This is a genomic window from Pseudomonas putida, assembly GCF_030159595.1.
GTDB classification, from domain to species: domain Bacteria; phylum Pseudomonadota; class Gammaproteobacteria; order Pseudomonadales; family Pseudomonadaceae; genus Aquipseudomonas; species Aquipseudomonas putida_AC.
In genome coordinates, this window is sequence record NZ_BSKJ01000001.1 from 472604 (window position 1) to 499588 (window position 26985).

Annotated in this window: 28 protein-coding genes; 20 read left to right on the top strand and 8 right to left on the bottom strand. The window is 64.8% G+C overall.

The annotated features are described in order from the left end of the window. The first annotated feature begins 24 nt into the window (after positions 1-24). The gene (gene purL, locus QQL85_RS02140; protein WP_284354986.1) at positions 25-3924 is read left to right on the top strand and encodes a phosphoribosylformylglycinamidine synthase; all 3900 of its coding nucleotides are present in this window, start codon (positions 25-27) and stop codon (positions 3922-3924) included. A 3-nt stretch (positions 3925-3927) separates the two neighbouring features. Further along, entirely contained in the window at positions 3928-4239 is a 312-nt protein-coding gene (locus tag QQL85_RS02145) for an NGG1p interacting factor NIF3 (RefSeq protein ID WP_284354987.1), read from the top strand. Positions 4240-4342: 103 nt separating this feature from the next. On the opposite strand, the gene tatC is transcribed toward QQL85_RS02145, so the two are convergent. From tatC to tatA, 3 genes are read right to left on the bottom strand one after another with little or no spacing between them, the layout of a single operon-like run. Continuing rightward, on the bottom strand, positions 4343-5104 hold the full coding sequence (gene tatC, locus QQL85_RS02150; RefSeq protein ID WP_284354988.1) for a twin-arginine translocase subunit TatC: 762 nt from the start codon (positions 5102-5104) through the stop codon (positions 4343-4345). Beyond that, entirely contained in the window at positions 5101-5391 is a 291-nt protein-coding gene (gene tatB / locus QQL85_RS02155; protein ID WP_284354989.1) for a Sec-independent protein translocase protein TatB, read from the bottom strand. The genes tatC and tatB overlap by 4 nt, the downstream gene beginning before the upstream one ends. Further along, positions 5391-5624, bottom strand: a complete 234-nt coding sequence (gene tatA / locus QQL85_RS02160; RefSeq protein ID WP_284354990.1) for a twin-arginine translocase TatA/TatE family subunit — start codon at positions 5622-5624, stop codon at positions 5391-5393. Before tatA ends, tatB begins: the two co-directional genes overlap by 1 nt. Before the next feature lie 145 nt (positions 5625-5769). Between tatA and gspK the strand changes: the two genes are divergently transcribed. Next, the gene (gene gspK / locus QQL85_RS02165) at positions 5770-6735 is read left to right on the top strand and encodes a type II secretion system minor pseudopilin GspK (protein WP_284354991.1); all 966 of its coding nucleotides are present in this window, start codon (positions 5770-5772) and stop codon (positions 6733-6735) included. A 139-nt stretch (positions 6736-6874) separates the two neighbouring features. Here gspK and QQL85_RS02170 read toward each other — a convergent pair whose 3' ends face one another. Further along, positions 6875-8950 carry a PhoX family protein gene (locus tag QQL85_RS02170; RefSeq protein WP_284354992.1) on the bottom strand — a complete coding sequence of 692 codons (2076 nt, stop codon included), beginning with the start codon at positions 8948-8950 and terminating at the stop codon, positions 6875-6877. Positions 8951-9174: 224 nt separating this feature from the next. On the opposite strand from QQL85_RS02170, the gene QQL85_RS02175 reads away from it, so the two are divergent. From QQL85_RS02175 to QQL85_RS02230, 12 genes are read left to right on the top strand one after another with little or no spacing between them, the layout of a single operon-like run. Then, positions 9175-10815, top strand: coding sequence for a lipoprotein UxpA (locus QQL85_RS02175; RefSeq protein ID WP_284354993.1), 1641 nt, complete (start codon positions 9175-9177; stop codon positions 10813-10815). Continuing rightward, positions 10812-11237, top strand: a complete 426-nt coding sequence (locus tag QQL85_RS02180; protein ID WP_284354994.1) for a pilus assembly protein PilZ — start codon at positions 10812-10814, stop codon at positions 11235-11237. The genes QQL85_RS02175 and QQL85_RS02180 overlap by 4 nt, the downstream gene beginning before the upstream one ends. Positions 11238-11240: 3 nt before the next feature. Further along, complete coding sequence (gspD, locus tag QQL85_RS02185) at positions 11241-12995, top strand: type II secretion system secretin GspD (RefSeq protein ID WP_284354995.1); 1755 nt, start codon at positions 11241-11243, stop codon at positions 12993-12995. Beyond that, positions 12995-14443 carry a GspE/PulE family protein gene (locus QQL85_RS02190; protein WP_284355087.1) on the top strand — a complete coding sequence of 483 codons (1449 nt, stop codon included), beginning with the start codon at positions 12995-12997 and terminating at the stop codon, positions 14441-14443. Before gspD ends, QQL85_RS02190 begins: the two co-directional genes overlap by 1 nt. A gap of 3 nt (positions 14444-14446) precedes the next feature. Further along, entirely contained in the window at positions 14447-15649 is a 1203-nt protein-coding gene (gene gspF / locus QQL85_RS02195; RefSeq protein WP_284354996.1) for a type II secretion system inner membrane protein GspF, read from the top strand. A 17-nt stretch (positions 15650-15666) separates the two neighbouring features. After that, positions 15667-16101, top strand: a complete 435-nt coding sequence (gene gspG / locus QQL85_RS02200) for a type II secretion system major pseudopilin GspG (protein ID WP_284354997.1) — start codon at positions 15667-15669, stop codon at positions 16099-16101. 2 nt (positions 16102-16103) lie between these two features. After that, complete coding sequence (gspH, locus tag QQL85_RS02205) at positions 16104-16541, top strand: type II secretion system minor pseudopilin GspH (RefSeq protein WP_284354998.1); 438 nt, start codon at positions 16104-16106, stop codon at positions 16539-16541. Beyond that, positions 16538-16906: a type II secretion system protein GspI gene (locus QQL85_RS02210; protein ID WP_284354999.1), complete on the top strand. Its 369-nt coding sequence runs from the start codon at positions 16538-16540 to the stop codon at positions 16904-16906. Before gspH ends, QQL85_RS02210 begins: the two co-directional genes overlap by 4 nt. Further along, complete coding sequence (locus tag QQL85_RS02215) at positions 16903-17493, top strand: prepilin-type N-terminal cleavage/methylation domain-containing protein (RefSeq protein ID WP_284355000.1); 591 nt, start codon at positions 16903-16905, stop codon at positions 17491-17493. The genes QQL85_RS02210 and QQL85_RS02215 overlap by 4 nt, the downstream gene beginning before the upstream one ends. Next, complete coding sequence (gspL, locus tag QQL85_RS02220) at positions 17490-18566, top strand: type II secretion system protein GspL (RefSeq protein ID WP_284355001.1); 1077 nt, start codon at positions 17490-17492, stop codon at positions 18564-18566. The genes QQL85_RS02215 and gspL overlap by 4 nt, the downstream gene beginning before the upstream one ends. Then, entirely contained in the window at positions 18563-18949 is a 387-nt protein-coding gene (gene gspM, locus QQL85_RS02225) for a type II secretion system protein GspM (protein ID WP_284355002.1), read from the top strand. Before gspL ends, gspM begins: the two co-directional genes overlap by 4 nt. Continuing rightward, positions 18946-19605, top strand: a complete 660-nt coding sequence (locus QQL85_RS02230; RefSeq protein ID WP_284355003.1) for a general secretion pathway protein GspN — start codon at positions 18946-18948, stop codon at positions 19603-19605. Before gspM ends, QQL85_RS02230 begins: the two co-directional genes overlap by 4 nt. A 144-nt stretch (positions 19606-19749) precedes the next feature. Here the strand turns inward: QQL85_RS02230 and QQL85_RS02235 are convergent, their stop codons facing one another. Continuing rightward, entirely contained in the window at positions 19750-20304 is a 555-nt protein-coding gene (locus QQL85_RS02235; protein ID WP_284355004.1) for a L,D-transpeptidase family protein, read from the bottom strand. 25 nt (positions 20305-20329) lie between these two features. Then, the gene (locus QQL85_RS02240) at positions 20330-20887 is read right to left on the bottom strand and encodes an NUDIX hydrolase (RefSeq protein ID WP_284355005.1); all 558 of its coding nucleotides are present in this window, start codon (positions 20885-20887) and stop codon (positions 20330-20332) included. A 124-nt stretch (positions 20888-21011) separates the two neighbouring features. Between QQL85_RS02240 and QQL85_RS02245 the strand changes: the two genes are divergently transcribed. The 5 genes from QQL85_RS02245 to purT all read left to right on the top strand — a co-directional run bounded on the left by QQL85_RS02245 (position 21012) and on the right by purT (position 24157). Next, complete coding sequence (locus QQL85_RS02245) at positions 21012-21611, top strand: CoA pyrophosphatase (RefSeq protein WP_284355006.1); 600 nt, start codon at positions 21012-21014, stop codon at positions 21609-21611. A 44-nt stretch (positions 21612-21655) separates the two neighbouring features. Continuing rightward, complete coding sequence (locus tag QQL85_RS02250) at positions 21656-22180, top strand: gamma carbonic anhydrase family protein (RefSeq protein ID WP_016713007.1); 525 nt, start codon at positions 21656-21658, stop codon at positions 22178-22180. Further along, a complete protein-coding gene (locus tag QQL85_RS02255) occupies positions 22170-22367 on the top strand; it encodes a DUF1289 domain-containing protein (RefSeq protein ID WP_284355007.1) in 198 nt (65 codons plus the stop codon). Before QQL85_RS02250 ends, QQL85_RS02255 begins: the two co-directional genes overlap by 11 nt. Positions 22368-22431: 64 nt before the next feature. After that, entirely contained in the window at positions 22432-22899 is a 468-nt protein-coding gene (locus QQL85_RS02260; RefSeq protein WP_284355008.1) for a VUT family protein, read from the top strand. A 76-nt stretch (positions 22900-22975) separates the two neighbouring features. Then, positions 22976-24157: a formate-dependent phosphoribosylglycinamide formyltransferase gene (gene purT, locus QQL85_RS02265; RefSeq protein ID WP_016501237.1), complete on the top strand. Its 1182-nt coding sequence runs from the start codon at positions 22976-22978 to the stop codon at positions 24155-24157. Between the two features lie 39 nt (positions 24158-24196). Here purT and QQL85_RS02270 read toward each other — a convergent pair whose 3' ends face one another. Together QQL85_RS02270 and QQL85_RS02275 are read right to left on the bottom strand one after the other, a co-directional pair. Beyond that, entirely contained in the window at positions 24197-25498 is a 1302-nt protein-coding gene (locus tag QQL85_RS02270; protein ID WP_284355009.1) for an MFS transporter, read from the bottom strand. A 273-nt stretch (positions 25499-25771) separates the two neighbouring features. Then, on the bottom strand, positions 25772-26977 hold the full coding sequence (locus QQL85_RS02275; protein WP_284355010.1) for a transporter associated domain-containing protein: 1206 nt from the start codon (positions 26975-26977) through the stop codon (positions 25772-25774). Between the last annotated feature and the right edge of the window lie 8 nt (positions 26978-26985).

Below are 26985 nucleotides of genomic sequence, written 5' to 3' on the forward strand. Positions count from 1 at the left end.
CCCCTTCCTGAGGCTGTCCCGACGATGTTGATCCTGCGCGGCGCTCCTGCCCTTTCTGCCTTTCGCCACGGTAAATTACTCGAGCAACTGAGCCAGAAAGTCCCCGCTGTTACTGGTTTGTATGCCGAATTCGCCCACTTCGCCGATGTCGACGGCGAGCTGACCGCCGACCAGCAGCAGGTGCTGGGCCGTCTGCTCAAGTACGGCCCGAGCGTGCCGGTACAGGAGCCGACCGGCCGCCTGTTCCTGGTCGTACCGCGCCTGGGCACCATTTCGCCCTGGGCCAGCAAGGCCAGCGACATCGCCCACAACTGCGGCCTGCAGTCGATCCAGCGCCTGGAGCGCGGCATCGCCTACTACGTTGCCGGCACCCTGAGCGACGCTGACGCTGCATGGGTCGCCGCCGAACTGCACGACCGCATGACCCAGCGCGTGCTGGCTCAGCTGGAGCAGGCGGCCGACATGTTCAGCCACGCCCAGCCCAAGCCGATGACCTCGGTGGACATCCTGGCAGGTGGCCGTGACGCGCTGGCCAAGGCCAACATCGACCTGGGCCTGGCCCTGGCCGAAGACGAGATCGACTACCTGGTCAATGCCTTCCAGGGCCTCAAGCGTAACCCGAACGACATCGAACTGATGATGTTCGCCCAGGCCAACTCCGAGCACTGCCGCCACAAGATCTTCAACGCCAGTTGGGACATTGACGGCCAGGCTCAGGAAAAAAGCCTGTTCGGCATGATCAAGAACACCTACCAGATGCACAACGAAGGCGTGCTGTCCGCCTACAAGGACAACGCTTCGGTCATCGTCGGTAACGTGGCCGGTCGTTTCTTCCCGAACCCTGAAACCCGCCAGTACGGCGCGGTGCAGGAGCCGGTGCACATCCTGATGAAGGTGGAAACCCACAACCACCCGACTGCCATCGCCCCGTTCTCTGGCGCCTCCACCGGCTCCGGCGGTGAAATCCGCGACGAAGGTGCTACCGGCCGTGGCGCCAAGCCCAAGGCTGGCCTCACCGGCTTCACTGTGTCCAACCTGCGCATCCCGGGCTTCGAGCAGCCTTGGGAGCAGGCCTACGGCAAGCCTGAGCGTATCGTCGACGCCCTCGACATCATGATCGAAGGCCCTCTGGGTGGCGCGGCGTTCAACAACGAATTCGGTCGTCCGGCCCTGACCGGTTACTTCCGTACCTTCGAGCAAGCCATCAACACCCCGCACGGTGAAGAAGTGCGCGGCTACCACAAGCCGATCATGCTGGCGGGTGGCATGGGCAACATCCGTGAAGACCATGTGCAGAAGGGCGAGATCACTGTCGGCGCCAAGCTGATCGTGCTCGGTGGCCCGGCCATGCTGATCGGCCTGGGCGGCGGCGCCGCTTCGTCGGTGGCGACCGGTGCCAGCTCGGCTGACCTGGACTTCGCTTCGGTACAGCGCGAAAACCCGGAAATGGAGCGCCGTTGCCAGGAAGTTATCGACCGCTGCTGGCAACTGGGTGACAACAACCCGATCGCCTTCATCCATGACGTCGGCGCGGGCGGTATCTCCAACGCCTTCCCTGAGCTGGTCAACGACGGTGGCCGTGGTGGCCGCTTCGAGCTGCGTAACGTGCCCAATGACGAGCCGGGCATGGCCCCGCACGAAATCTGGAGCAACGAATCGCAAGAGCGTTATGTGCTGGCCGTCAGCGCGGTCGACTTCGAGCGCTTCCAGGCCATCTGCGAGCGTGAGCGTTGCCCGTTTGCCGTAGTCGGTGAAGCGACTGAAGAGCCGCACCTGACGGTAAGCGACAGCCACTTCGGCAACACGCCTGTGGACATGCCGCTGGACGTGCTGCTGGGCAAACCGCCACGCATGCACCGTTCGGTTACCCGCGAAGCCGAACTGGGCGATGACTTCGACCCAAGCGAGCTGGACCTGGACAACGCCGTCCAGCGCGTGCTGAACCACCCGGCCGTGGCCAGCAAGAGCTTCCTGATCACCATCGGCGACCGCACCATCACCGGCCTGGTTGCCCGCGACCAGATGGTCGGCCCGTGGCAGGTACCGGTGGCCGACTGCGCCGTCACCGCCACCAGCTTCGACGTCTACACCGGTGAAGCCATGGCCATGGGTGAGCGTACCCCGTTGGCACTGCTGGATGCCCCGGCGTCCGGCCGCATGGCCATCGGCGAAACCCTGACCAACCTGGCGGCCTCGCGCATCGAGAAGCTGTCCGACATCAAACTGTCGGCCAACTGGATGTCCGCCGCTGGCCACCCGGGTGAAGACGCCCGCCTGTACGACACCGTCAAGGCTGTCGGCATGGAGCTGTGCCCGGAGCTGGGCATCACCATTCCGGTCGGCAAAGACTCCATGTCGATGAAGACCAAGTGGAGCGATGAAGGCGGCGAGAAGAGCGTCACCTCGCCCATGTCGCTGATCATCACTGGCTTTGCCCCGGTCACCGACATTCGCAAGACCCTGACCCCGGAACTGCGCATGGACAAGGGTGAAACCGACCTTATCCTGATCGACCTGGGCCGTGGCAAAAACCGCATGGGCGCCTCGATCCTGGCCCAGACCTTCGGCAAGATCGCTGCCCAGGCACCGGACGTCGACGACGCTGAAGACCTCAAGGCCTTCTTCGCCGTGATCCAGGGCCTGAACGCCGACGGCCACCTGCTGGCCTACCACGACCGTTCCGACGGCGGCCTGGTGACCACCGTGCTGGAAATGGCCTTCGCCGGCCACTGTGGCCTCGACCTGCAACTCGATCCGCTGACCGATAACCGCAAGGACGTGCCGGCCATCCTCTTCAACGAAGAGCTGGGCGCGGTCATCCAGGTTCGCCAGGATGCCACCCCGGACGTGCTCGCCCAGTTCAGCGCAGCCGGCCTGGGCGAAGGTTGCGTGGCGGTGATCGGCAAACCGGTCAACAACGCCGAAGTGTCCATCAGCCTGAACGGCGAAGTGCTGTTCGACGACGACCGCCGCATGCTGCAGCGCCAGTGGGCTGAGACCAGCTACCAGATCCAGCGCCTGCGCGACAACGCCGACTGTGCCGACCAGGAGTTCGACCTGCTGCTTGAGGAAGACAACCCGGGCCTGTCGGTCAAGCTGGGCTTCGACGTCAACGACGACATCGCCGCGCCTTACATCAAGAAGGGCGTGCGCCCGCAAGTGGCCATCCTGCGTGAGCAGGGCGTCAACGGCCAGGTCGAGATGGCCGCAGCCTTCGACCGCGCCGGCTTCGCCGCCATCGACGTGCACATGAGCGACATCCTCGCGGGCCGTGTCGACTTCGAGGCCTTCAAGGGCCTGGTCGCCTGCGGTGGCTTCTCGTACGGTGACGTGCTGGGTGCCGGTGAAGGCTGGGCCAAGTCGGCGTTGTTCAACGCCCGTGCCCGTGACGCCTTCCAGGCCTTCTTCGAGCGTACCGACAGCTTCGCCCTGGGCGTGTGCAACGGTTGCCAGATGATGTCCAACCTGCACGAGCTGATCCCGGGCACCGAGTACTGGCCGCACTTTGTGCGTAACCGCTCGGAGCAGTTCGAAGCCCGTGTAGCCATGGTCGAGGTGCAGAAGTCCAACTCGATCTTCCTGCAGGGCATGGCCGGTTCGCGCATGCCGATCGCCATCGCCCACGGCGAAGGCCATGCCGAGTTCGCCAACGAAGCGGCACTGCTGGAAGCCGACGTGTCCGGTTGCGTGGCCCTGCGCTACGTCGACAACCACGGCAAGGTCACCGAAGCCTACCCGGCCAACCCGAACGGCTCGCCGCGTGGTATCACCGGCCTCACCAGCCGCGACGGCCGCGTGACCATCATGATGCCGCACCCGGAGCGTATGTTCCGCGCCGTGCAGAACTCGTGGCGCCCGGACGAGTGGCAGGAAGATGCCGCGTTGATGCGTATGTTCCGCAACGCGCGGGTGTGGGTGAACTAAGGCGTGTACAAGCTCGCCTTCTTCGTCCCCGACAGCCATGTCGAAGGGGTCAAGGCCGCTGTGTTCGCCGTCGGTGGCGGGCGCATCGGTGACTATGACCACTGCGCCTGGCAAACCTTGGGTCAGGGCCAGTTCCGCCCGTTGGACGGCAGTCAGCCGTACCTCGGGCAAACCGGCCAGGTCGAGGTGGTGGAAGAGTGGAAGGTGGAGCTGGTGGTGGCGGACGACCTGATTGTTCAGGTCGTCGCTGCGCTCAAGCAGAGCCACCCGTACGAGACGCCAGCCTATGAAGTCTGGCGGCTCGCCGAGTTCTAGACCGCATCACGGCCATTCGCGGGTAAACCCGCTCCCACAGGTACTGCGCCGCCCTTGAGAACGGTGGGGTACTTGTGGGAGCGGGTTTAGCCGCGAAGAGGCCCTACAATCCAGCCACAATGTCCTTGCCAGGCTCCGGCCGCTTCAACCAGGCACAAGCCAGCAACCCCACCTCGAACAACACCCACATCGGCACTGCCAGCATCGTCTGCGAAAACACATCCGGCGGCGTCAATATCATCCCCACCACAAAGCACCCGACAATCACGTAGGGCCTGCTGCGCCGCAATGTGGCCACATCCGCCAATCCCACCCAGACCACGATGAACGTCGCCACCGGGATCTCGAACGCCAGCCCGAACGCCAGAAACAGCGCCAGGATAAAGTCCAGGTACTGGCTGATGTCGGTCATCATCGCCACGCCGTCCGGCGTCACGCTGGCGAAAAAGCCGAACATCATCGGGAACACCAGGAAGAACGCGAACGCCATGCCGGCATAGAACAGCACGATGCTCGACACCAGCAGCGGCAGGGCAATGCGCCTTTCACGGCGGTACAGCCCCGGCGCCAGAAACCCCCAGGCCTGGTGCAGCAACAGCGGCATGGCCACGAATACCGCGCACATTGCCGTCAGCTTGAACGGCGTCAGAAACGGCGAGGTGACGCTGGTGGCGATCATGCTGGCGCCTTCCGGTAAAAAGCGCCGCAGTGGCTCGGAAATGAGTGTGTACAGCGTCTGGGCGAAAGGGAACAGACCGGCGAACACCAATGCCACCAACGCCAGGCAGCGCACCAGGCGTTTGCGCAGGTCGCGCAGGTGCTCGGTCAGCGGCATGCTGGCCGCCGAGTCCATGGCAATACTCATGAGGCGCTCTCCCGAGGCACCGCGACCGTGGCCGCATCATTGGCCGATTCCGCGTTCAGGCTGATGCCTTGGCGGATTTCCTGTTCCAGTCGCTGCAAAGGCGCACTGTCGAGGTTGGGCAGTTCGATCTCGCGCTCTACTTGCGTGCGTAAGGCGTGCATGGCCCGGCGCGCCTGGCCCAGTCCGCGCCCCAGGGTACGCGCCGCCACCGGCAGGCGTTCCGGGCCCAGCACCAGCAGCGCGACGACGCCGACTAGCAGCAGTTCGCTGAAGCCTACCTCGAACATCAGGCCTGACGGTCCGCTTGAGGCTGCTGCGTGGCCTGGCCGGTCAGCGGAGCCTGCTGCTGTACCTGCGCCTGGCCAGCGCCATTGTCGTCGCTGTTACCGCCCATGGATTTGCGAAAGCCCTGGATCGCCTCGCCCACATCGCTGCCCAGGCCCTTGAGGCGCTTGGTACCGAACAGCAGGAATACGATCAGCAGTACGATCACCAGTTGCCAGATTCCAATGCCACCCATTGCGACCACTCCTGTAAGGTCATGAAAAGGAAGGGTAATCCTGCCTCGTGTAGATGACGTACACATGACGGACGGTCATTGCCATCTACCTGCAACACGCCGGGTGTTGACTGGCGTCTTTATTCTGCGAGCGAGGCACGCACGGATGGGTGGCAGGCAACAGCAGGGGGCGGCCCTGCTGATGGTGATGGTGGTGCTGGCGATGCTGGCGGCGGGCATGGCCTGGCTGGTGGAAGACGGCCGGCGTCAGGTGGATGAAGTGCGCCTGCTGCATCAGCGGGTGCAGGCGCGGGCCATGGAGCAGGCCGGCTTGGCGTATGCCGAGCAAGCCCTTCGCGACCCCGCCTGGCGGCTTAGCCCGTTGTTTTGGCAGGCCCTGCGTGGGCAGCCGTTGAACTATGACTTTGGCGCCGGCCAGGCACAGTTGCGGGTGCGCGACCAGCACACCTGCTTTAACGTCAATACGCTGCTCGGCGCCGATGGCGAGCGTGCAGAGCGCCAGTTGCGCTACTTGCTGGGTGACGACATGGCGGCCGAGCGCCTGGTCGATGCGCTTGCCGACTGGTTAGACGCCGATAGCGATACCCGCCTGCAAGGCGCCGAAAGCGCCCAGTACCTGCGTCAGCAACGACCACGCCTGGCGGCCAACCAGCCGATGCTCGACACCAGTGAACTGAACCTGCTGCTGGAGCCCGATGCGGCCCGCCAGGCTCGTTACCCGATGCTGTGCGCCTTGCCCCAAGTCACCGGTTGGCGCCTTAACGCCAACGCCCTCGGGCTGGAGCACCTTCCGTTGCTGGAAGCACTGTACGAAGGGCGCTATTCGCGGTCCTTGCTCAGCCGCATCATCAGCGGGCGGCCGGCGTCGGGGTATGTGGATGCAGGTGCCTTGCGTCAGGCGTTGGGGGCGGTGGATGACGAAACGTTCGAACGGCTAAGCGAAGGGTTGCTGCTGAACAGCGGGTATTTCCTGTTGCAGTTGTCGTTCGAGGAAGAGGGGCGGGCGATACGCAGCGAGTTTCAGGTGGAGGCGTTGGGGGTGGTGCAATGGCATGCCCGGGTGCCGGCGCAGCAGGTGCGGGTGCGTAGCCGCGAGCCGATCGCCTGGTAAGTTTCACTGGCCTCTTCGCGGGTAAACCCGCTCCCACAGGGACCGCACAGAATTCAAAACCTGTGCAGTCCCTGTGGGAGCGGGTTTACCCGCGAAGAGGCCAGTACAGCCAGCACAAGGCTGGCTGTGTCATCGCAGATCAGGCGGTGCCTATTTCCCCGCCATCATTACGCTGAATCACCACCGTCGAAGCTCGCGGCCGTACCGTGGCCCCCGCCGGCGTAGCATCGGTCGCCTTGTCGGTATAAGGCCAGTTGCCCGGGTGCTGAATGTTCACGAACAGCGTCTTGTTGTCCGGGGTAAAGGTAATCCCGGTCACCTCACACTCATTCGGCCCAACGAAGAAGCGGCGCAGGTTCACCTGATTCTGCGCGTTCACCGGCACCTGCTTGCCACTGGCATCCACCAGGTCAGAAGGAATCACTGCCAGCAGCTGGTCGTTGGTGTAGTCAGTGAGGGTGCTTTCACCGTTGTCAGTCTCGAACCACAGCACGCCACGGCTATCGAAGCTCATGCCGTCAGGGCTGGCGAACTGGTTCAGTTCGGTCAGGCCGGAACGGTTGATGTCGGCAGTACCGGCCGCGTTGGCGCCGAACACGAAGATGTCCCAGGTGAAGCTCAGTTGGTCGTCACTGTCGTGCCAGCGAATGATGTGGCCATGGCGGTTCGGGCCGCGCGGGTTGGCTGCATCGACCTTTTCCGGGGTGCGTGCACTGTTGTTGGTCAGGGTCAGGTACACATCGCCGTTCAGCGGGTTGACCGTGGTCCATTCCGGGCGGTCCATCGGTGTTGCGCCCACTGCATCGCCAGCCCCACGGGTGTTGAGGATGATGCCGGGCAGGTCACCGTACAGCGCTCCCAATGTGCTGCCGCCCGTGGTGGCGGTGGCCACGTCCAGCAGCAGCCAGACGCCGGTGCCGTCGGCATTGAAGCGGGCCACATAGAGCTTGCCCTGGTCGAGGTACTTGGCGCCGGTGGCCAGGCGGTCGGCTGGGTTGGCGTCGGCGGCGTCCCACACAGCGGTGGATACCCACTTGTACAGGTACTCGTTATTCGAGTCGTCACCCATGTACCACACCAGCGGCTTGCCGGCGACCGGCAGGCCTGGGGCGCAGCCCTCGTGGCGGAAGCGGCCCAGTGCGGTGCGCTTGGTGGCCAGGGTGCTGCTGTTGTACGGGTCGATCTCGACGATGTAGCCGTAGGTGCTGGCTTCGTTGCGGTAGTCGTCGGTGGCGCTGGCGCCTTTGACGGTCACATCGAAACGGGCGAACTCGTCGGCCACTTCGGTGCTATCACCCGCAGCGGTTTCCCATTTGTACTGGCCACTGGAGGTCCCTACGCCGATGCGGCGCTGGTCTTCGGGGCGGGTGTTCTTGTTGACGAAGATGCCTGGCCAGTTCTCTTCACAGGTCAGGTAGGTGCCCCATGGGGTGTAGCCGTTGCCGCAGTTGTTGTTGGTGCCACGGCAGTGCGTACCCGCAGTGGAGTACTTGGTCTTGACGTGGTCGGTGCCACGCAGCGGGCCGGTGATTTCCATGCGCGAGGCGGTGGTGAAGCGGCGGTTCAGCGGGTCGTTGTCGACCACCTGCCAGCGGCCGCTCACCTTCTGCAGGCGTACCACGCCCGCGCCATGGGCGTTGATTTCCTTGCGCACTTCTTCGACCGGGCGCTTGCCGTTGACATCGGTGGTCGGGCCGGCCGGGTGCAGCGCGGCGGTGTCGATGTACTCGAAGTTGATCGCCAGCAGGCCGTCTTCGGAGCTGCCGTTGATGGGGAAGAAGTGCATGCCGTCATGGTGCATGCCCATGGCGTTGGCCTGGTCGGTCGAGGTGTTGCTGCCGTCGGATTTCCACGGGTTGCCGTTGCTGTTGATCGGCGTGCCCCAAGGGGCCAGCACATAGGCGCTGTAGCCGGCGGCCACCACGCAGGCGTCGGTACGCGAGCCCGGGATGGACTGGAAGCCCAGCGCCAGTTTCGGCACTTCCGGTTCGGTAACAGGCGGCTCGGTCACCGGTGGCTCGGTGACCGGATCATCGTGATCGGAACCACCACCGTCGAAGCAGCCTGTCAGGCCGGTACCGGCGATCATGGCGATGGCGGCGCCCAGGCTACCGCGCATCACGCTGCGGCGGCTCAGGTAGGCGTCCATGACGTTGGCCATCGGCAGGTTGCCGCTTTGGTTCCGGTCCAGGTTGTCGCCGGTATCTCGACTCATCAGGGTGTCCTTATGTTGGCTGAGTTAGAGGAAACCGCGACTTTAGTGCGCAAATATGATGATTCATTGGCAGAAATGTTAACGGGCTTTTAAAACGGCCCGCTCTTAGAACATTCTCTGACAGATCAATTTGGAATGACTGTCGGAATTCTGCCATCAAACTGTAATGCCAACGCCGCAACATCCGGAGCCCTGAATGAACATGGATAAGGATGGCGGGTTCGATGGCAAGCAGCATGCACAGGCGCGAAGTGATCAGCTGGATGGGTGTCGGGGCCTTGGCCCCGCTGCTCGGCGCCTGTTCTGCTTTTCCGGCACAGCAGGGTGGTAACGCCCGCGTCGACCTGCTGTATGTGGCCGATACCCTCGATGCCCGCCAACCCGGCCAGGCTGTGGTGCCGGCGACTCGCCTGGGGCCGGTCAGCCACCTGGGCCGTGCGCCTTGGATGACCGGCAGCAGCGCCAGCCTGGCCTACCCGCAACTGGCGCCGTTACTCGATGCCAGCCAGGCAAGTACAGCCCAGCTGGGCGGTTATGCGGTGCTGGCGGCGCTGCTGGAGCAACTGCGCGCAGAGGCCGGCGCAGGTAACAGCCTGACCCTGGAAAACGGCCAAGGCTGGAATGGCAGCGGCCTGGCCTACCTGACCCAAGGCGAGAGCGGCGTACAAGGTAGCCAGCTGCTGGGCAGCGAGGCGCGTGTCAGCAGTGACGAACGCGTGCTGTGGCCGCAGCGCAGCCAAGGGCTGTACCGTCAGGCCACCGCCATTACCTTGGCTGCCGGGCTGGCGGATGCGCAGCGTCAGGCATTGGGGCTGGAGGCCTTGCACGTCTTCGAGCGCGGCGGTGCCCGTATTGCCGTGGTCGGCGTGACCGACCCTTACGCCCAGGATCAGAAAGCCTCTCTCAAGCAGTGGTACCAGTCACTTCAACCCGTATTCGAGCAGGCCCGGCGTGAGGCCGACCTGGTGGTGGCCATGGTCGACGTGGGCACAGGCCCTGGTTTGTGGCTGGCTGAGCGGATGCCGCAGGTTGATGTCGTGTTGTGCGCTCGTGGCCAGGACTTGTGGCCAGCGCCGGTAGAGGTGACCCAGGCCAGCGGCCGCCGCGTGCCGGTGCTGTTTGCCGGATGCCGGGGCAGTGGTGCCTTCCGCCTGCGCTGCCAGCGCGTGGCCGGGCAGTGGCAGTTCGACGGGCGTTTCTTCCCCGCGTTCGAGCCGCAACTTGTCCCCGCCGCGCAACAACGCGTGGGGCAACTGCAGGCAACCTTGCGCCAACAGCGCGCCGGCCACGCGGCCTGGCTCGACCAACCGCTGGCCCGCGCACCACAGGCCTTGTGGCGTCGCGATACCCGAGGTGGCAGCTGGGACCGCCTGCTTCATCAAGCCTTGGCCGACGACAGCAGCATGCCCGTGCTGCTGCCGGGCCTGCGCTATGACTACCCGCTGCCTGCGGGTGCGTCCATCACTCGCGAACACCTGATCAGCTTGACTGGTGGCTACCCGGCGCCCGTGGTCGAAGCGCCGGCCCGGCAGGTGGAGCAAGTGCTGGAAAACGCTGCAGAGCAGCTGTTCGGCGATCCGCTGCTGCTGGACAACAGCCAGGACCTACCGCGCTGGCAGGGCCAGGCCTGGGGTGTCAGCTACAGCCCGCAAGGCAAGCGCATCACTGGGCTGGAGCCGGTGCAGGGCCTGTGCCGCACCTTCGGCCTGCAGTTTGAAAGCCAGGCGGGCGAACCCCTGTGGCAGCGAGTGGAGGCCTGGCTCGCTCGCCAAGTGCCCGGCTGGCAACTGGCGCCGCTGCAATGGCCTGAAGTGCGCTATGTGCAGGGGCACCCGGGCTGGCACCCACGGCAGCTTGCCTCGTGACACTCGCTTCGCGCCTGCTTTCGGGCGCTGGCCTGACCCTGGTCGGCTGGCTGGCCGCCCAGTGCGTGCTGCAACTGAGCCGCCAGCCGCAACCCGCCGTGGCACCGGCGCCCGCTGCCAGCCCGCTGCCTGGGCTGATGGTTGGCCACTGGCAGGCGCCCATCGACGACGGTGCAATCGCCATGACCCGCCTGCCACTGCACTACCTTGGCGGCCTCAAGGCCCAGCCATTGAGCTCCAGCGTGGTGGTGCTGCGCTACGGCGAGCAAGTACGCACGCTGGCGCGTGGCCAACGTCTGGCGCCGGGGATCGTGCTGCAGGACATCGACAGCGATGGCCTGATTTTCAACAACCAGGGGCGGCGTGAGCGCCTGCCCTGGCCGCCACGCCCCGCCGTGACCGGCTTCAAGCGGCAAGGATGAACGATGCCTGTTAGATACTGCGTGGCGGCCGCGCTGAGCCTGGCCCTGTCCATGGCCTACGCCGAAGAGCCGGTGTTCGATGACAACGGTACGCCGATGTACGAGGTGAACTTCGTTGACACCGAGCTGGGCGAGTTCATCGACAGCGTGTCGCGTATCACCGGCACCACCTTCATCGTCGATCCCCGGGTCAAGGGCAAGGTCACCGTGCGTACCGTCGACCTGCATGACGCCGATGCCATCTACGACATTTTCCTGGCGCAACTGCGTGCCCAGGGCTACGCCACCGTCGACCTGCCCAACGGCAGTGTGAAGATCGTCCCCGACCAGGCTGCGCGTTTGGAGCCGGTGCCGGTGGAGGCGGGCGGGCAGCAAGGCGAAGGCAGCGACAGCGTGGCTACCCGCGTATTCAATGTGCGCAACGCCGCCAACGAACAGGTGCTGGGTATCCTCAAACCCCTGATCGACCCACGCGTTGGGGTGATCACCCCGTACCCGGCAGCGCACCAGCTGGTGGTCACCGACTGGCGCAGTAACCTCGACCGCATCGCCAGCCTGCTGCGCCAGCTCGACCGCCCGCAAGAGGCTCCGAGCAATGGCAGCACCCAGGTGATCTACCTGCGCCATGCCAATGCTGGTGAAGTGGTCAAGGTGTTACGCGGGCTCAGCCAGGAAGGTGCGGTGCCGGCTGAAGGGGCGGGTGAAGGTGAGGGCAAGGACAGGCCCGTGGTGGCTACCAGTGGTGGCCCGGGCATTCGCCTTGAATACGAAGAAGGCACCAACGCTGTGGTCATGGTCGGCCCCGACAGCGAGCTGGCCGCCTACCGCGCCATTGTGGAACAGCTGGACATTCGCCGAGCCCAGGTGGTGGTGGAGGCGATCATCGCGGAGGTGTCTGACAGCAGCGCCCAGGAGCTGGGCGTGCAATGGCTGTTTGCCGACGAAAAGTTCGGTGCCGGTATCGTCAACTTCGGCAGCAACGGGGTAAATATTGCCAGCATCGCCGGGGCTGCCGCCAGTGGCGACAACGAGGCGCTGGGTGACCTCTTGTCGACTACCGCCGGCGCCACGGCGGGCATCGGCCATTTCGGCGGTGGATTCAACTTCGCCATGCTGGTCAATGCGCTGAAGGGCAAGAGTGGTTTCAACCTGCTGTCCACGCCCACCTTGCTGACCTTGGACAACGCCGAAGCGTCCATCCTGGTCGGCCAGGAAGTGCCCTTCGTCACCGGCTCGGTCACGCAGAACAACGCCAACCCGTACCAGACCATCGAACGTAAAGAGGTCGGGGTGAAGCTGCGCATCAAGCCGCAGATCAACGTCGACAACAGCGTGCGCCTGGACATCGTCCAGGAAGTGTCGTCGATCGCCGAGTCCAGTGCGGCCAGCGACGTGATCACCAACAAGCGCGAGATCAAGACCAAGGTCATGGTCGAAGACAATGGCCTGGTCATTCTTGGCGGCCTGATCAGTGACGAGTTGAGCACCAGCAACCAGCGCGTGCCGCTGCTTGGCGATATCCCTTATCTGGGCCGGCTGTTCCGCTCCGATGCCACCAAGAACACCAAGCAGAACCTGATGGTGTTCATCCGCCCGCGCATCCTGCGCGACGGGCCAAGCCTGGCGGGGCTTAGCGAAGACAAGTACCGCACCTTGCAGCAGACCACGCCGCTGCAACTGCCAGACTTGGCAGAAGGCACCCCGTTGTTGCAGGTGTTCCCCGCCAGCCGTGCGCGCCTGGAAGGCGGTGACTGGTGATGCTGCCCTATCGCCAGGCACGACAAAGCGGGGTGGCAATGGCCCCGGCGGAGCAGGGTTGGCAGCTGTGGCTGCGGCCCGATGCCGACAGTGCCCAGTTGCAGGAGCTGCTGCGTGTGCATGGCCAGCCCAGTGCGCTTGAGTATCTGGAAGCTGCGGTGTTCGATGAACGTCTCGGCCAGCTGTATCAGGCCGGTGATGCCGCCACTGAAGCGCTGATTGAAGGTATTGGTGACCAGGTAGACCTGGACAGCCTGATGAGCGAGATGCCGCGCATCGAAGACCTGCTGGAAAGCGATGACGAAGCCCCGGTGATCCGCCTGATCAACGGCCTCTTCGGCCAGGCCTTGCGCCTGCGCGCTTCGGACATCCATATCGAAACCTTCGAGCAGAGCCTGGTGGTGCGCCTGCGGGTCGATGGCCACCTGCGCGAAGTGCTGCGCCCGCCGCGAGCGCTGTCGGCCATGCTGGTGTCGCGGATCAAGGTCATGGCGCGCCTGGACATCGCCGAAAAGCGCCAGCCCCAGGACGGCCGCATCACCTTGCGTGCGGCGGGACGCGAAGTGGACGTGCGGGTCTCGACCCTGCCCGGCATCCATGGCGAGCGCGTGGTCATGCGCGTGCTCGACAAGCAGGCCAGCCTGCTGGCGCTGGATAACCTGGGTATGCCACCTGCCGTGTTGCAGGGCCTGCGCAGTTGCCTGGCGCGGCCCAATGGCATCGTGCTGTCCACCGGGCCGACCGGTTCGGGCAAGACCACCACCCTGTACGCCTGCCTCAACAGCCTCAACGACGGCAGCCGCAATATCCTGACTGTCGAAGACCCGGTGGAGTACGCCATCGCCGGCATCGGCCAGACGGCCATCAACCCGCGTGCCGGCCTGACCTTCGCCACCGGTCTGCGCGCCATCCTGCGCCAGGACCCCGATGTGATCATGCTTGGTGAAATCCGCGATCAGGAAACCGCGCAAATCGCCGTGCAGGCTAGCCTCACCGGCCACTTGGTGCTATCCACTCTGCACACCAACAGTGCCGTGGGGGCGGTGACCCGCCTGCGCGACATGGGCATCGAGCCGTTCCTGATCGCTTCCTGCCTGCGTGGTGTGCTTGCCCAACGCCTGGTGCGGCGCTTGTGCCGTTGCGCCGTGGCACACCCGCTGCAACCCGCCGAGCGTGACCTGTGGCCAGAACTGGCAGCGTTGGGCACCAGCTACCATGCAGTCGGCTGCGAGCAGTGCCAGGGCAGCGGCTATGTCGGGCGCCTGGGCCTGTATGAATTCATCGAGCTGGATGCCGGGCTGATCGGCTTGTTGTACGACGGCGCCAGCGAGCTGGCCATGCAGGATTACCTGGCCGAGCGCCGGCAGAGCCTGGTGGCGATGGCCAGCGATTGTCTGGCCCGTGGTGAGACCAGCCTGGCCGAAGTGCTGCGTGTGGTGCAGGGCTGACGCATGCCGACGTATCGCTACCAGGCCGTCGACCTCACCGGCAAAGCGCACAAGGCCAGCCTGCAAGCCGACAGCGAACGCCATGCGCGCCAGTTGTTGCGTGAACAGGGCCTGTTCGCCCGCCAGTTGCAGCGGCATGAAACCGGCATGCGACAACCCCGTCGCCAGCGGCTGAGCCGTGCCCAGCTGTGCGAGCTGACCCGACAGCTGGCTACCTTGACCGGTGCCGGCATCCCCTTGGTCGATGCGTTGGCCACGCTTGAGCGCCAGCTGCGTGAGCCTGCCTTGCAGAGCGTGTTGGTGGCCCTGCGCGGCTCGCTCGCCGAAGGCCTGGGCCTGGCCCGCAGCCTGGCGCGCCAAGGGGCGCCGTTCACGGGTTTGTATTGTGCGCTGGTCGAGGCCGGTGAACGTTCCGGGCGCCTGGCTCAGGTGCTGACGCGCTTGGCCGACCATCTGGAGCAGGTGCAACGGCAACAGCACAAAGCCCGTACTGCACTGATTTACCCCACCGTATTAATGGGTGTGTCGCTCGCCGTGGTCGTCGGCCTGATGACATTCGTCGTGCCCAAACTCACCGAACAATTCGCCCACGCCGGGCAAAGCCTGCCGCTGATCACCTCGCTGCTGATCGGCCTGAGCCAAGGGTTGGTGCACGCCGGGCCGTGGTTGCTGGGGCTGGTGTTGATGCTTGGCGTGCTCGGCGGCTGGTTGCTGCGCAAGCCGCACTGGTGCCTGCGCCGCGACCAACTGCTGCTGCGCTTGCCGCGCATCGGCAGCTTGTTGCAGGTGCTGGAAAGCGCACGCCTGGCACGCAGCCTGGCGATTCTCAGTGGCAGTGGCGTGGCTCTGCTCGAGGCTTTGCAAGTGGCCACCGAAACCGTTGGCAACCGGCGCATCCGCCTGGCCATGGAGCAGGTGCGCCAGCAAGTGCAGGGGGGTACCAGCCTGCACCGAGCACTGGATGCCAGCCAGCAATTCCCGCCGCTGCTGGTGAACATGGTCGGCAGTGGCGAGGCCAGCGGCACGTTGGCCGACATGCTTGAGCGCGTGGCCGACGACCAGGAGCGCGGCTTTGCCCGCCAGGTGGATACCGCCATGGCGCTGTTCGAACCCCTGATGATCCTGGTGATGGGCGCCGTGGTGCTGTTCATCGTGCTGGCGGTGCTGCTGCCGATCATGCAACTCAACCAGGGCCTGCAACTGTGACGACAAGGAGTTTTGCCATGCAGTATCGAAGCAACCGCCAGCGCGGTTTCACCCTCATGGAAATCATGGTGGTGATCTTCATCATCGGCCTGCTGATCGCGGTGGTCGCGCCCAGCGTGCTGGGCAACCAGGACAAGGCCATGAAGCAGAAGGTAATGGCTGACCTGGCCACTCTGGAGCAGGCGTTGGACATGTACCGGCTGGACAACCTGCGTTTTCCCAGCAGTGAGCAGGGCCTGGCTGCACTGGTGAAAAAACCGAGCCAGGAACCGCTGCCTCGGGCCTGGCGTAGCGACGGCTATGTGCGCCGCCTGCCGGAAGACCCGTGGGGTACCCCGTACCAGTACCGCATGCCTGGTGAGCATGGCCGGGTCGATGTGTACTCGCTGGGTGCCGATGGCCAGCCAGGCGGTGAAGGTCAGGATGCAGACCTGGGTAACTGGGCGCTGTAAGGGTGCGCCGTGAGCGGGGCTTCAGCCTGATTGAGTTGCTGGTGGTGCTGGCCATCGCCGGCCTGATGACGGGCCTGGCGGTGGCCGGGCTTGGCAGCGGCCAGGCCCATGTCGACCAGGCCCTGCAACGCCTGGCCAGCGAAACCCGGGCCCAGGCGGCGCTGGCCCGGCATGCCGGGCAGCTGCGTGGGTTGCGCTGGAATGGTCAACGACCGGAGTTCGTGCGGCGTGAGGGGAATGCCTGGGTAGTCGAAGCGGTCAGGCTTGGCGACTGGCCCAAGGGCCTGCGTCCGGACTGGCCCGCCAGCCCGCAGCCGCGCCTGATGTTCACGCCGCATGGCTGGGCACAGCCGGGCAGCGTGCTTTGGCGCTGGACCGATGGCAGCCAGCAATGGGCTTGGGGCCGCGATGGCCGCTTGCAGGTGGCGGTTGCGCCATGAAGCAACGTCAGCGTGGTTTCACCTTGTTGGAGGTCACTGTGGCCCTGGCGATTGCTGCCGTGCTGGCGGTGATCACCAGCCAGGTCCTGCGTCAGCGCCTGGCCGTGCAGGACAACCTGCAACAACACCGCCTTGGCCTGTTGTGCGCCCGCGAACTGCAAACCCGCTTTGCCGTCGAGCAGTTCTGGCCTGTCGCCAACCAGGTGAATGGCGAGTTGAGTCAAGGTGGCCAGCCGTGCCATTGGCAACTGCAACTGCGCCGCACGGGTGTGCGCGACCTGCGCCGGGGCGAGCTGCAACTGTTCGCCGACCGTGACCAGCGCCTGCCGCTGGGTCAGTACACCGTGTTTCTGGAGCGCCCATGAAGCGCCGCCAGGCAGGCCTGACCCTGATCGAGCTTATGGTCGCCCTGGCCCTGACCGCTGTGCTCGCCATCATGCTCGCCGCATTGGTCAACGGTTGGCTCAAGGTCCGCGAGCGCTTGCAAGTCACCACACAGCAAACCTCGGTGCTGGATTTCTGCCTGGCTTTGGAGCGCCGTTTCGACAGCCCCGTGCTGCGTCGCGTCTACGACCAGCGCCTGCCTTTGGCCAGCCGCTGGCTGGACTGGCAGCCAGCCAGCAACCAGCTGCAGTGGGTCGCCAGCACTGGCCTGCCGGAAGCCGAAGGGGGTGCGCGCCTGCAACGCCAACGTCTGCGCTTCGAGGCGCGTGAGCAGCGCCTGCTGCTGGAAAGCTCGGCCGACTTGTACGCGGCTACCGTCCCGCGCTGGGTACAGCGCGAGCATCTCGATCGGGTTAGCGCGATGAATGTCCTGTACTACCAAGGCGGCCGCTGGCTGGCCTGGCCTTCCGACCAACCTGCGCACCCCGGCCGCGGCGTGCGCCTGGAATTGCAGCGTGATGGAGCTCCCTATGTTTGCACCTTCGCCCTCCCGTGGGGGCGCTCATGAGATTTGAATGGCGGCGGCGCACACCTGCTCAGCCGTGGTTGCTGCTGCGTCCGGGTGTTGTCTGGCTCTGGGCACTGGCCGAAGGCGGCATCGTGCTGCGTCAAGGGCAGGGCCAACCACCGGCGAACCTGCAAGGCCGGGTTGCACTGATTCTGCCTGCCGAGGCGTGCAGCCTCTTCCGCGTGCCAGCCCCACCCGGGCTCAAGCGTGAAGAGTGGTCGTTGTTGCTCGAAGACCGCTTGTTGCAACCGCCAGACGAAGTGACTTGTGCCTGCCTGGCCCGTGAACCGGGTTACCTTCGCCTGCTGGTTGTGGCACGACAGCAATTGGAGGGCTGGCGCGAGCAGTGTGCCGCATGGGGGTTGCAGGTTGAGCGTTGCTGGGCAGAGTTGCAGTTGCTGCCCGCAGCAGAGGTGGGTACTGCCTGGCACTGGCAGCGAACGCCCGGCATGTCCTTGTACAAAGGGTTCCCCGAGGACGAGCAGGAACGCTGGTTGGCGTGGCCCGATGCATTGGGAGAACTGCCGCAGCAACCGTGGGCACAGCTGAAAAGGGTGCCACTGAGTGGCGACTGGCCAAGCACGCTGGCCCCCCTCGATTCGATGCCTGGCTTGTTCGAGCGTGCCCGCAAGGCACCTTCATTGCCTGTCGTTTCACGTCCACAGCAACGGCTGTTGGCTGCCTGCCTGGCATTGGCGGCAATCTGGAGCGGGTTGTGGCTGAGCCAGCAATGGCGCCAGGCACAACTCTGGCGTGCCCAGGTGTTTGCCGTGACGGGCGAGCAGGCCAGCCCACGGCACGCCGCGCAGGCTCTCAAACGCCTGCGCGAAAGCGAGCTTCAACAGCAAGTCCGCACCCGCCAGCTCGAAGACTTGCAGGCGGCCTTGCAGGCCTGGCTGCAGGCGCACCCCGGCTGGCACCTGCAAGCGGTGCGCTTTGATGGCCAGCGCTGGCACCTGCGGCTGGAGGGCGACGGTGCTGCGCCGCCCTGGCAAGACATGGCCAACGCTGCCGGTGCTGCCGTACAGGTACAAGGTGGCGAAGTGATCTTCGACTTGGGAGCCGCCGCATGAACCGGGACTGGATGCAGCGCCATCGGCTGACGTTCGCCTGGCTGCTGATTACGGTGTTGCTGACCTTTTTGGCCCTGCGCGAGGGCTTGGCGCAATGGCGCGAGCTTAGCCAATGGCGGGGGCTGGCAGAACAAGCCGCCAGCCTGCATGGCGGCCCGGGCTTGGGCTTGGAGCGTCTGAAGCAGTCGGCCGAGGCGCGGCGTGTTGTATTGGCCGAGGTCGATGCGCAAGGCAAGGCCTGGCAACTGCGTGGCCTGGTGGCTGATGAGCGGGTGCTGCAAGGCTGGTTGCAGTCCCTGCATGCGGAGGGCGCAACGCCGTTGCAATGGGGGCTGGAACAGGATGGCAAGGCGTTGCGCTTCGACCTGGTGGTGCAACCATGAGCCGCAAAGGTGTGGCGTGGGTGCTGCTGGTTTTCGGCCTGACCTTGCTCGTTGAGCTCCCCGCCGCCTGGGTGGCTCGCGGGGCAGCTCTGCCGGTGCGTGATGCCAGTGGCAGCCTGTGGCAGGGCCACGCGCAACAGTTGGGGCCGGTGGGGCCTCTGCGCTGGTCGGTGCAGCCTTGGCGCTTGCAGGCGACTGCGCAGTTGGGTTTCCAAGGGCAGGCCTGGCAGTTGCGCGCCGAAGGCTGGCCGTGGCGTTGGCGGCTGGAGGCAACGGCGATGGGTGCCCAGACGACGGTGGCTACGGATTACCGCCTGGCCGGGCTGTGGCAGGGCGCAGTCCGCCTGCAGGGGGCAGGGCGCCAATGCCTGGGCAGCGAAGGCCGTGTAACGGTAAGCGACCTGGCGCTCAGCGAGCCGTGGTCGCTGGGCCTGGGGCAGGGCTGGCTGGAAATGGACTGCCGCGGTGGCTGGCGCCTGCGTGGTCAGCTGGCGCAGCAGGGGCAGCATCAGTTGGCCGTGGAGGCTGACCTGCCAGGTCGGCAGGCCCAGGTGGTGTTCGAGCTGCAACCGGAGGCGGCGTTGACGCCCTTGCTGCGTGGCGCGCAGTGGCTGGGGCCTCAGGCGCTGGCAGGGCAACACGATTTGCGCTGGTAAGCTGTGGGAGCGGCCCCCGGATTTCGGAGTTTGTACATCAATTGTCGGGGCCGCTCTGCGGCCCTTTCCGACCGGTCCGGCGCCCCGGCAAGGCCGCTCCTACAGGGGATCGTGTTTCCGGCCAGGAGCTAGGCGCTACAAGCCTCAGGGCCGGATTTCGATCAGTGTGCCATCGCGCACCAGCTCCCACACTTCCTGCATGTCACGGTTACGCATGGCAATACACCCATCGGTCCAGTCCAGGGTATGGAAGTACCATTCGGGGTACTCGTCATTGATCGGCGTGCCATGGATCATGATCATGCTGCCGGCACTTACCCCTTCGCGGGTGGCGCGGGCGGCATCGCTGATGTTCGGGTAGTTGATGTGCATGGCCAGGTTGAAGCGGTCGCTTTGCTTGCGCCAGTCCAGCCAGTACAGGCCTTCAGGGGTTTTCTTATCGCCCTCGCGTTCCTTGGCGCCCTTGGGCTGCTTACCCAGGGAAATGCGGTAGGTTTTCAGCGGCTCGCCACGGCTGATCAGTTGCAGGCGGCGCTCGGACTTGATCACCAGCACCTTGTCGATCAACGGCTGCATGGCCTGCTGCGAAGGCGATGGCGTTTGCGCTGCCGGCACGGGCTTGCGGATGAGGGTCTCGGTGAAGGCCGCCTGGGACACCGAGGTAACGCAAAGGCAGAAAAGGGCAAGCAACCAGCGCATGTAACGGTATCCCTGAAGGCTTCTTTTATGTAGAGGTAGTGGTCGAGACGTTCATCGGTGGCAGGTACTCATGGCCTATGGGGTATTGCTGCCCGATGCGGTCGCGATAGTAGCATTCTAGTGTGCGCGTGACGGTGCGGAAAGCCAGCTCACTCCACGGTATCTCATGTTCTTCGAACAACCGCACCTCCAGGCTTTCGACACCCACATCGAAGGCGAGGTCCGCCAGTTCGGCGCGGAAGAACACATGCACCTGATTGATGTGCGGTAAATCGAACAACTGGTACAGGCTCATCGACCCGACTCGGGCGCAGGCTTCCTCGACCGTTTCGCGACGGGCGGCCTGGTCGAGGGTTTCGCCGTTCTCCATGAAGCCGGCGGGCAGGGTCCAGAAGCCGCGGCGTGGCTCGATGGCACGGCGGCATAGCAGTACCAGGCTGCCCCAGGTTGGTAGCACGCCGGCGACGATGTTGGGGTTCTGGTAATGGATCGTCTGGCATGACTCGCAGACAAACCGCAGGCGGCTATCGCCCTCGGGAATCCGCTGAGTGACTGGCTGGCCGCACGCACTGCAGAATTTCATGTGAGGTTCCTTTTGTTCAAGGCTATCTTGGCGCGCCGGCATGGCGCTGCGCAAGCGCTGGGGCTTGGGTGCTTCGCGGCTTTGGTGCATCATGCAAGACAGGCCTTGGATACGAGCGTGCGCAATGCTGGACGAGCTACTTCGCCGAATGAGCAACCACCAACCCGCATCACTGGAAACCGACCGACGGTTCCCAGAAGCGGCGGTCCTTTTGCCCATTACTCGCAGCGAAGCGCCCGAACTGGTTTTGACCTTGCGCGCCAAGGGTCTGTCCACCCATGGTGGCGAAGTGGCCTTTCCGGGTGGCCGACGCGACCCGGAAGACCCGGACCTGGTGTTCACCGCCCTGCGCGAAGCCGAAGAAGAAATCGGCTTGCCGCCGGGGCTGGTGGAGGTGATCGGCCCGCTCAGCCCGCTGATTTCGCTGCATGGTCTTAAAGTGACGCCATTCGTCGGGGTTATTCCCGACTTCGTCGAATACCGCGCCAACGACGCCGAAATCGCGGCAGTATTCACCGTGCCGCTGGAATTCTTCCGCCAAGACCCGCGCGAACATACCCACCGTATCGATTACCAGGGGCGCAGCTGGTATGTGCCCAGCTACCGCTATGGCGAATACAAGATCTGGGGGTTGTCGGCGATCATGATCGTCGAACTGGTCAACCTGCTGTTCGATGCCGGCATCAGCCTGCACCAGCCCCCTGAGCGTTACATCGAAAACTGAGCGGGGCCAACCCCGCCGTCTGTGTTCCAGCCTGAGGAGCAAGCATGAAATACCGCCTGGGCGACCTGCGGGTCGAAAGCCACCCCACCAGTTGGGCCGCACCCAACGCCACGTTGATTGGCAACGTGCGCCTGCAGGCCGATGCCAGCGTATGGTTCGGCGCGGTACTGCGCGGGGATAACGAGCTGATCGATATCGGCGAAGGCAGCAATGTGCAGGATGGCACGGTGATGCACACCGACATGGGCTCGCCGCTGACACTGGGCAAGGGCGTGACCGTTGGTCACAACGCGATGCTGCATGGCTGCACGGTGGGCGACTACAGCCTGGTGGGTATCAATGCGGTGATCCTCAACGGTGCGCGCATCGGCAAACACTGCATCATCGGCGCCAATGCACTGATCGCCGAGGGCAAGGAAATCCCCGACGGTTCGCTGGTGATGGGCTCGCCGGGCAAGGTGGTGCGTGAATTGACCGAGCAACAGAAACGCATGCTCGAAGCCAGCGCCGCGCACTATGTGCATAATGCCCGGCGTTATGCGCAAGAACTGGTGGTTGATGATGAGTGATGTTGCAGAACGGCCGGTGGCCTCGCCATGCGTGAGCATCTGCGCGCTGGACGAGCAGGATATCTGCACCGGGTGCCAGCGAACCGTGGCGGAGATTGGCCGCTGGGGGCGGATGGACAATGACGAGCGGCGGGCGGTGTTGAAGCTTTGCCATGAACGGGCAGTAGAAGCCGGCCTGGTCATGTAGGCGCGGCGTTGCCTGTCGAAGACGCCAGCGGTAATCTGTACGGCTTGCCCACAGACGACCCGCCATGTTCTATCTGATTGCCTACATCAGCAGCGTAGTGCTGATCAACTACGCCTTTTCCAGCGCCCCGCACCTGGACATCATCTGGTCCGCTTGGGGCGGCCTGGTGTTCATCCTGCGCGACATGGTGCAGACCCGCTTCGGCCACGGCGCCTTGGTGGCCATGCTGGTGGCCCTGGTGCTGTCCTACGTCACCTCGGAGCCGGCCATCGCCTTGGCCAGCGCCACCGCGTTCTTCATTTCCGAGTTGATCGACTGGCTGGTGTTCAGCGTCACCCGCCGGCCGCTGCGCGACCGCCTGTGGCTGAGCTCGGCGCTGAGCATCCCGGTGGATACCTTCATCTTCTTCGGCATGATCGGCGCCCTGACCCCGGCGGTGGTCGGCACCGCCATGGCCTCCAAGTTCGCCGGTGTCACGGCCGTGTGGCTGGCCATGGCATTTCGCGCCCGGCGGGCCGCCGTTGCGGGCTGATGGTGTAGAATAGCGGTCCTTTTTCAGCGGGCGGTGCCAAGCCAGGTGCGGCCCCGGATGCCTTCGAGGACCTGAAATGACCCGTATCGGAACCCCCTTGTCGCCCACCGCGACCCGTGTACTGCTTTGCGGCTGTGGCGAGTTGGGCAAGGAAGTGGTGATCGAGCTGCAGCGCCTGGGCGTCGAAGTGATCGCCGTCGACCGCTACGCCAATGCTCCGGCCATGCAGGTGGCGCACCGTAGCCATGTAGTCAACATGCTCGATGGCGTTGCCCTGCGTGCGGTGATCGAGGCCGAGAAGCCGCACTACATCGTGCCTGAAATCGAAGCCATCGCCACCGCCACCCTGGTCGAGCTGGAAAACGAAGGTTTCAACGTGGTGCCGACCGCCCGCGCCACCCAGCTGACCATGAACCGCGAAGGCATCCGTCGCCTGGCCGCTGAAGAGCTGGACCTGCCGACCTCGCCGTACCACTTTGCCGACACCTATGAAGACTACGCCAAGGCCGTGGCCGATGTCGGTTACCCATGCGTGGTCAAGCCGGTGATGAGCTCGTCGGGCAAAGGCCAGAGCCTGCTGCGCAGCGATGCCGACCTGCAGAAGTCATGGGACTATGCCCAGGAAGGCGGTCGCGCCGGCAAGGGCCGGGTGATTGTCGAGGGCTTCATCGACTTCGAATACGAAATCACCCTGCTGACCGTGCGCCACGTCGGTGGCACCACCTTCCTGGAGCCCGTCGGCCACCGCCAGGAGAAGGGCGACTATCAGGAATCGTGGCAGCCGCAAGCCATGAGCCCGAAAGCGCTGGCCGAGTCGCAGCGTGTGGCCAAGGCGGTTACCGATGCCCTGGGCGGCCGTGGGTTGTTTGGCGTTGAGCTGTTCGTGAAGGGCGATCAGGTGTGGTTCAGCGAAGTGTCGCCGCGCCCGCATGACACTGGACTGGTAACCCTGATTTCCCAGGACCTGTCGCAATTCGCCCTGCATGCCCGTGCCATTCTCGGCCTGCCGATTCCGGTGGTACGTCAGTTTGGCCCGTCGGCATCGGCGGTCATCCTGCCGGAAGGGCAGTCGCAGCAGACCAGCTTCGCCAACCTGGGCGCAGCGCTGAGCGAGCCGGATACGGCCATCCGCCTGTTCGGCAAGCCGGAAATCAATGGCACCCGCCGCATGGGCGTGTGCCTGGCGCGTGATGAATCGGTTGAATTGGCGCGCGCCAAGGCGACCCGTGCATCGCAGGCGGTCAAGGTCGAGTTCTGATCTGAGACTGTATGGGGCTGCAAAGCAGCCCCGGCTTTCTCAAAGTTCGGTATTACGGGTCTCTTTCAGGCACAGTACGGCAATCAGGCTGATCACCGCCGCCACCGATACATAACCCCCTACCCAGCTCAACCCGCCCATGCTGACCAGCTTCTGGGCAAAGAACGGTGCCGCCGAGGCCCCGACAATCCCCCCCAGGTTATACGCCGCCGAAGCCCCGGTATAACGCACCTGAGTCGGGAACAACTCGGGCAGCAGTGCCCCCATCGGCGCAAAGGTCACGCCCATCAGGAACAGTTCGATGGCCAGGAACAGCGCCACACCCGTGGTCGAGCCCGAGGTCAGCAGCGGTTCCATGGTAAAGCCCGACGCCACCGCCAGCAGGCCGCCGACGATCAGCACCGGCTTGCGCCCGTAACGGTCGCTGAGCCAGGCCGACAGCGGCGTGGCCAGGGCCATGAACACCACCGCGAAGCACAGCAGGCCAAGGAACGTTTCGCGGCTGTAACCCAGCGTGGTCACGCCATAGCTCAGCGAGAATACCGTGGAGATATAGAACAGCGCGTAACACACCACCATCGCCGCAGCGCCCAGCAGGGTGGGCACCCAGTAGTTGGAAAACAGCTCGAACACTGGCATTTTCACCCGCTCCTGGCGAGCGACAGCCTTGGCGAACACCGGGCTTTCTTCGAGCTTCAGGCGCACATACAGGCCCACCAGCACCAGCGCGGCGCTGAGCAGGAACGGTATACGCCAGCCCCACTCACGGAACTGCTCGTCGCTGAGTGTCAGGGCCAAGGTCAGGAACAGGCCGTTGGCGGCCAAAAAGCCGATCGAAGGGCCCAACTGCGGAAACATGCCGAACCAGGCGCGCTTGCCTTCCGGGGCGTTCTCGGTGGCCAGCAACGCCGCGCCACCCCATTCACCGCCCAGGCCCAGGCCTTGGCCAAAGCGCAGCAGGCAGAGGATGATCGGCGCCCACACGCCAATGCTGTCATAGCCCGGCAGCACGCCGATGGCCGTGGTGGAGACGCCCATCAGCAACAGCGAGGCGACCAGGGTCGATTTGCGGCCGATGCGGTCGCCAAAGTGGCCGAACAGCGCTGAGCCCAGCGGGCGGGCGAGGAAGGCGATGCCGAAGGTAAGGAAGGCTGCCAGCATTTGCGCGGTGCCCGACCCGGACGGGAAGAACACTGGGCCGATCACCAGGGCCGCGGCGGTGGCGTAGACGTAGAAATCGTAGAACTCGATGGCAGTGCCGATGAAGCTGGCAGTGGCCACCCGTGCCGGCGAGTTGACCGGCGCTGCAGGCGCTTCGGCATAAGTGCTGCTGGTTGTCATTAAGTAGGTCCCTGACAGTCTGGTCCAGCTCCATGGGCATGGCCCGCGCGCTGCGCTGAGCAAAGGGCAGGCAGGGTTGCGCGGACGCCGGAGCGTTTTGTTGTTGTGTGCGCCCGACTGACGATAGCCCAAGGGGGGTAGGGGCGGGGCGGGCACTGTTCGGGGTGTTGAAGCAGGACCGCGGGGCGTGTCAGTGGAGCGGACTGGCCGTGGAACGCCGGGTGCGGGTAGCAGGCGTGACGGCGGGGCTGGGTAAGCGTGACCCGAGTATAGCTATCGGGTCACGGTCCACACCAGTACCTTGCTGGCACAATTGTCCTCTGTTTCGAGGATTTCCAGGCGATAGCGGCCGATCTTCAGGCAAACGGCGCTTTCCGGGATGCTTTCCAGCGCTTCGGTCACCAGCCCGTTGAGGGTTTTCGGCCCGCCGTCGCAGGGCAGGTGCCAGCCCAGGGTACGGTTGATTTCGCGCAGCGAGGCGTTGCCATCGATGACGAAGGTGCCATCGGGCTGCGGGTGGACGTGGGGGTTTTCCAGGCTCTGTTCGTCCTCGAACTCGCCAACGATCTCTTCGAGGATGTCTTCCAGGGTGACGATGCCCTGCACCTCGCCGTACTCGTCCACCACCACACCCAGCCGGCGCTGTTGCTTGTGGAAGTTCAGCAGCTGCATTTGCAGGGGCGTGCTTTCCGGCACGAAATAGGGTTCGTAGCAGGCGCTGTGCAGCGCTTCCAGGGTCAGTTCAGCCTTGGGCAGCAGGTGGCTGATCAGCTTGGTGTTGAGGATTGCTTCAACCTGGTTGATATCGTTGTGGTAGACCGGCAGGCGGGTGTGGCGGCTGACGATCAACTGCTCGATGATGCGTTCGATCGGCTCGTCGAGGTTGATGCCGTCCACTTCGTTGCGCGGCACCAGGATGTCGTTGACGGTGACCTTGTCCAGCGACTGCAGGCCGTCGAGCAGGCCGTGGCGGGCTGTTTCGTGCTCCTCGTCTTCGTCGTAATCGTCGGCTTCCTGCGGATGCAGGGCCACGGCCGTGGGTTGCACGCGGAACGGGCGCAGGAGCAGCTTGGCGAAACCGTCCAGCAGGCAGGCCAGCGGCTGCAGCAGGGCGAGGGGCACTTTCAGCAGGCTGGTACCGAGGCTGACGCAGGCTTGCGGGTTACGCCGGGCCAGGCGCCGCGGCATGTACTCGGCAAACACCAGCAAGGTGAGGGTGGCGGCCAGCCCTGCCAGCCAGAAGCCGTGTTCGCCACTATGGCGCTGGCCTACCAGGCAGGCCAGGCCCAGCACCAGCAGTTTGCCCAGGCTGGCGCACAGCACCAGGGCCTGTGCCGGGAGCACGGGCTGGCCGTCATCAAGGGTGCGCAGCGAGCCATTGAGCAGCAGGCGGGCGGCATCCACCGTGGTGAACAGCGCCGACCATAGCAGTGCCAGTGCCAGGGTGCCGATTAGCGGTGCGTACGGCAGTGTGTCCATGAGCGGCC

Coding starts and splice junctions, on each gene's coding strand:
- QQL85_RS02170 (WP_284354992.1), bottom strand. CDS start 8,950: ATGAGTCGAGATACCGGCGACAACCTGGACCGGAACCAAAGCGGCAAC.
- QQL85_RS02190 (WP_284355087.1), top strand. CDS start 12,995: ATGCTGCCCTATCGCCAGGCACGACAAAGCGGGGTGGCAATGGCCCCG.
- QQL85_RS02235 (WP_284355004.1), bottom strand. CDS start 20,304: ATGCGCTGGTTGCTTGCCCTTTTCTGCCTTTGCGTTACCTCGGTGTCC.
- gspF (WP_284354996.1), top strand. CDS start 14,447: ATGCCGACGTATCGCTACCAGGCCGTCGACCTCACCGGCAAAGCGCAC.
- QQL85_RS02175 (WP_284354993.1), top strand. CDS start 9,175: ATGGCAAGCAGCATGCACAGGCGCGAAGTGATCAGCTGGATGGGTGTC.
- QQL85_RS02215 (WP_284355000.1), top strand. CDS start 16,903: ATGAAGCGCCGCCAGGCAGGCCTGACCCTGATCGAGCTTATGGTCGCC.
- tatC (WP_284354988.1), bottom strand. CDS start 5,104: ATGAGTATTGCCATGGACTCGGCGGCCAGCATGCCGCTGACCGAGCAC.
- gspK (WP_284354991.1), top strand. CDS start 5,770: ATGGGTGGCAGGCAACAGCAGGGGGCGGCCCTGCTGATGGTGATGGTG.
- QQL85_RS02230 (WP_284355003.1), top strand. CDS start 18,946: ATGAGCCGCAAAGGTGTGGCGTGGGTGCTGCTGGTTTTCGGCCTGACC.
- QQL85_RS02245 (WP_284355006.1), top strand. CDS start 21,012: ATGCTGGACGAGCTACTTCGCCGAATGAGCAACCACCAACCCGCATCA.
- purL (WP_284354986.1), top strand. CDS start 25: ATGTTGATCCTGCGCGGCGCTCCTGCCCTTTCTGCCTTTCGCCACGGT.
- gspL (WP_284355001.1), top strand. CDS start 17,490: ATGAGATTTGAATGGCGGCGGCGCACACCTGCTCAGCCGTGGTTGCTG.
- gspD (WP_284354995.1), top strand. CDS start 11,241: ATGCCTGTTAGATACTGCGTGGCGGCCGCGCTGAGCCTGGCCCTGTCC.
- gspG (WP_284354997.1), top strand. CDS start 15,667: ATGCAGTATCGAAGCAACCGCCAGCGCGGTTTCACCCTCATGGAAATC.
- QQL85_RS02240 (WP_284355005.1), bottom strand. CDS start 20,887: ATGAAATTCTGCAGTGCGTGCGGCCAGCCAGTCACTCAGCGGATTCCC.
- QQL85_RS02270 (WP_284355009.1), bottom strand. CDS start 25,498: ATGACAACCAGCAGCACTTATGCCGAAGCGCCTGCAGCGCCGGTCAAC.
- QQL85_RS02275 (WP_284355010.1), bottom strand. CDS start 26,977: ATGGACACACTGCCGTACGCACCGCTAATCGGCACCCTGGCACTGGCA.
- purT (WP_016501237.1), top strand. CDS start 22,976: ATGACCCGTATCGGAACCCCCTTGTCGCCCACCGCGACCCGTGTACTG.
- QQL85_RS02260 (WP_284355008.1), top strand. CDS start 22,432: ATGTTCTATCTGATTGCCTACATCAGCAGCGTAGTGCTGATCAACTAC.
- gspM (WP_284355002.1), top strand. CDS start 18,563: ATGAACCGGGACTGGATGCAGCGCCATCGGCTGACGTTCGCCTGGCTG.
- QQL85_RS02210 (WP_284354999.1), top strand. CDS start 16,538: ATGAAGCAACGTCAGCGTGGTTTCACCTTGTTGGAGGTCACTGTGGCC.
- tatB (WP_284354989.1), bottom strand. CDS start 5,391: ATGTTCGAGGTAGGCTTCAGCGAACTGCTGCTAGTCGGCGTCGTCGCG.
- QQL85_RS02250 (WP_016713007.1), top strand. CDS start 21,656: ATGAAATACCGCCTGGGCGACCTGCGGGTCGAAAGCCACCCCACCAGT.
- QQL85_RS02255 (WP_284355007.1), top strand. CDS start 22,170: ATGATGAGTGATGTTGCAGAACGGCCGGTGGCCTCGCCATGCGTGAGC.
- tatA (WP_284354990.1), bottom strand. CDS start 5,624: ATGGGTGGCATTGGAATCTGGCAACTGGTGATCGTACTGCTGATCGTA.